Annotated in this window: 4 protein-coding genes; all 4 read right to left on the bottom strand. The window is 62.7% G+C overall.

Annotated elements, in window-relative coordinates; translation table 11 throughout:
- Positions 1-58: 58 nt before the first annotated feature.
- Positions 59-1,339, bottom strand: coding sequence for an NADH-quinone oxidoreductase subunit E (locus tag EN893_RS24055; protein ID WP_127268494.1), 1,281 nt, complete (start codon positions 1,337-1,339; stop codon positions 59-61).
- Positions 1,340-2,530: an NADH-quinone oxidoreductase subunit D gene (locus EN893_RS24050; RefSeq protein WP_127260745.1), complete on the bottom strand. Its 1,191-nt coding sequence runs from the start codon at positions 2,528-2,530 to the stop codon at positions 1,340-1,342.
- Positions 2,531-3,133: an NADH-quinone oxidoreductase subunit C gene (locus tag EN893_RS24045; protein ID WP_127268493.1), complete on the bottom strand. Its 603-nt coding sequence runs from the start codon at positions 3,131-3,133 to the stop codon at positions 2,531-2,533.
- Positions 3,134-3,137: 4 nt separating this feature from the next.
- The coding region (locus EN893_RS24040; RefSeq protein WP_164901062.1) for an NADH-quinone oxidoreductase subunit B at positions 3,138-3,624 on the bottom strand (487 nt) is incomplete at its 5' end.

Raw genomic sequence — 3,624 nt, 5'->3', positions numbered from 1 at the left:
GACAGTGCCGTAAATATTGGTGAAGATGCGGTCTTTGTCCTGAAGCATTTTTCGTCCCTCAGACCGGCTTCTTGCCGAAGACGCGGATGTATTCGGCGACGCCACCCTTGGCGAGCGCCTTGGCCTGCTTGACCCAGTCGTCGCGATCGATGCGGCCCTGGAAAGAGAGATAGCCATCCACCCACTCGCGTTCGGCCTTCTTCCACGACGCGACCTGCGCGAAGGTGAAAATGCCGAGCGTATGCAGGATGCCCTCGATCTTGGGGCCGACGCCGGAGATCAGCTTGAGGTCGTCGACCTGTGCCGGTTTATCGATTCCGGCCGGACGGTTTTTGTCCCCGAGCGACGGTTTGGCCGGCTTGGCCGCCGGCACCTTGACCTCCGGCGCCTTGAAGGCGGATGCCGGCTCGGCCTTGGTTATCGGACCGCTGCGCTGCTTGGAAACCTGCTCGACCTTGGAGTCCGCCTTGTTGGCGTTGGCGGCCGAATGCAGCGGCGCGGCAACGCTCGCCGCCTTTTCAACCGCCGGCGCGACCTTGGTTTTTGAAGGCGTCTTCAATGCCGGGCTGGTTTCAGGGGCGTCGGTCTTCGGCTTGCTGGTGTTGGACGGTGCGACAGGGGCCGCGGCCGGCCCCGGCACAGGCGCCGCGATGATCGCGTCGGGCGCCGCCCTGGCGGCCTTGGCGGCCTCCCTGGCCTCCCTTTCGCGGGTCGACTTGAGGATCGCCTTTTCGCTCTTCAGCGTGGTGAGGCCGGAGGCCGGCTCGGAGCCGGTGCGGCCGTTCTGCGGCCCCGGTTCCACCGAAGCACCCTTGCCGGCGTCATAGAGATCAATGATTTCAGCCAGGCGTTCCGGCGTCAGATCCTCGAACGTGTCCTTGAAGATCATGACCATCGGCGCGTTGACGCAGGCGCCAAGGCATTCGACCTCTTCCCAGGACAAGGTGCCCTTGTCGTTGGCGTGGAACTGGTCGTGATGGATTTTGGAGCGGCACACATCCATCAGCGCTTCCGAACCGCGCAGCATGCAGGGCGTGGTGCCGCAGACCTGGATATGCGCACGCGTGCCGACCGGATTCAACTGGTACTGCGTGTAGAAGGTCGCGACTTCGAGCCCGCGGATACGCGGCATGCCGAGCATGTCGGAAATCGTCTCGATGGCCGCCTTCGTCACCCAGCCTTCCTGCTCCTGCGCTATCATCAGCAAGGGAATGATGGCCGACTGCTCACGGCCCTTCGGGTACTTCTTGATCCATTGCTTCGCCGCAGCCGCGTTCGCCCGGTTGAAGGCGAAGGATGCTGGCTGGACGCTGGCTTCTGCGAGACGGCGGACTGACATTTAGCGATCGACCTCACCAAACACGATGTCGAGGGAGCCGAGAACGGCGGTGACGTCGGCCAGCATGTGGCCGCGGCAGAGGAAATCCATCGCCTGCAGATGCGCGAAACCCGGCGCGCGCAGCTTGCAGCGGTAGGGCTTGTTGGAGCCGTCGGAAACGAGATAGACGCCGAATTCGCCCTTCGGCGCCTCGACCGCGGCGTAAACCTCGCCGGCCGGCACGCGATAACCCTCGGTGTAGAGCTTGAAGTGATGGATCAGCGCTTCCATCGAGCGCTTCATCGCCTGGCGCTTGGGCGGCACCACCTTGCCGTCGAGGTTCGACACCGGCCCGGTGCTTTCCTTGCCGAGCAGGAGATCGACGCACTGGCGCATGATCTTCGCAGACTGGCGCATTTCTTCCATGCGCACGAGGTACCGGTCGAAGCAGTCGCCGTTCTTGCCGATCGGAATGTCGAAATCCATTTCCGAATAGCATTCATAGGGTTGCGACTTGCGCAGGTCCCAGGCAGCACCCGAACCGCGCACCATCACGCCCGAAAAACCCCAGGCCCAGGCATCGGCCAGCGAGACGATGCCGATGTCGACATTGCGCTGCTTGAAGATGCGGTTGCCGGTCAGCAGCTGATCGAGGTCGTCGATCGACTTCAGGAACGGGTCGATCCACTTGCCGATGTCCTCGACCAGTTTCTGCGGCAGGTCCTGGTGGACGCCGCCGGGACGGAAATAGGCGGCATGCATGCGCGAACCGGAGGCGCGCTCATAGAACACCATCAGCTTTTCGCGCTCGACGAAGCCCCATAGCGGCGGCGTCAGCGCGCCGACGTCCATCGCCTGCGTCGTCACATTGAGGATGTGCGACATGATGCGGCCGATTTCGCAGTAGAGAACGCGGATCAGCTGGCCGCGCTTCGGCACTTCGATGCCGAGCAGGCGCTCGGCGGCGAGCGCGAAGGCGTGCTCCTGGTTCATCGGCGCGCAATAGTCGAGCCGGTCGAGATAGGGAATCGCCTGCAGGTAGGTTTTGGCCTCGATCAGCTTTTCGGTGCCGCGATGCAAGAGCCCGATATGCGGATCGACGCGATCGACGACTTCGCCGTCCAGCTCCAGCACAAGGCGCAAAACGCCGTGCGCCGCAGGGTGTTGCGGGCCGAAATTGATGTTGAAGTTGCGGACGGAGGTTTCAGCCATTTACTGCTTTGCCTTCTCGTCACCCGGCAGGACGTAATCCGTACCTTCCCACGGGGACAAAAAATCGAAATTGCGGAATTCCTGCTTGAGCTCGACCGGCTCATAGATAACGCGCTTGGCCTCATCGTCGTAGCGCACCTCGACGAAGCCGGTCAGCGGGAAATCCTTGCGCAGCGGATGGCCTTCGAAACCATAGTCTGTCAACAGGCGGCGCAGATCGGGATGGCCCGAGAACAGCACGCCGTAGAGATCATAGGTCTCGCGCTCGAACCAGTCGGCGCCGGGGAACACGCCGGTGATCGACGGCACCATGGTTTCCTCGTCGGCCTGCACCTTGACGCGGATGCGCACATTCTGCTTCGGCGACAACAGATGATAGACGACGTCGAAACGCTTGGCCCGCGACGGATAGTCGGCGCCGCAGACGTCGATGATCGAGATGAACTGGCAGCGCGCATCGTCGCGCAGGAAGGTCATCACCTCGACCAGATCGCGCGGCTCGACATGGATGGTGAGTTCGCCATAGGCGATATCAGCCTCGTTCACGCGGCCGATCAGCTTCTCGCCGAGATAGTTCGACAGTTCGCTCAGGGATGCGGTCATGGATTTACCGTTCGATCGTGCCGGTGCGGCGGATCTTCTTCTGCAAGAGAAGAATGCCGTAGAGCAGCGCTTCGGCGCTCGGCGGGCAGCCGGGCACATAGATATCGACGGGCACGATGCGGTCGCAGCCGCGCACCACCGAATAGGAGTAGTGGTAGTAGCCGCCGCCATTGGCGCAGGAGCCCATCGAGATGACGTAGCGCGGTTCCGGCATCTGGTCGTAGACCTTGCGCAGCGCCGGCGCCATCTTGTTGGTCAGCGTGCCGGCGACGATCATGATGTCGGACTGGCGCGGGGACGCGCGCGGCGCGACACCGAACCGCTCCGAATCATAGCGCGGCATCGAGGTGTGGATCATTTCGACCGCGCAACAGGCGAGGCCGAAGGTCATGAACATCAGCGACCCGCTGCGCGCCCAGGTGATGAGCGCCTCGGTCGAAGTGACCAAAAAGCCCTTGTCGGCCAACTCGTTGTTGATCTCGAGGAAGAAG

Origin of the sequence: Mesorhizobium sp. M7A.F.Ca.CA.004.04.2.1 (genome assembly GCF_004022825.1) — a bacterium.
Classification (GTDB): Bacteria; Pseudomonadota; Alphaproteobacteria; order Rhizobiales; family Rhizobiaceae; genus Mesorhizobium.
This window is presented reverse-complemented; position numbering and strand designations above follow the sequence as displayed.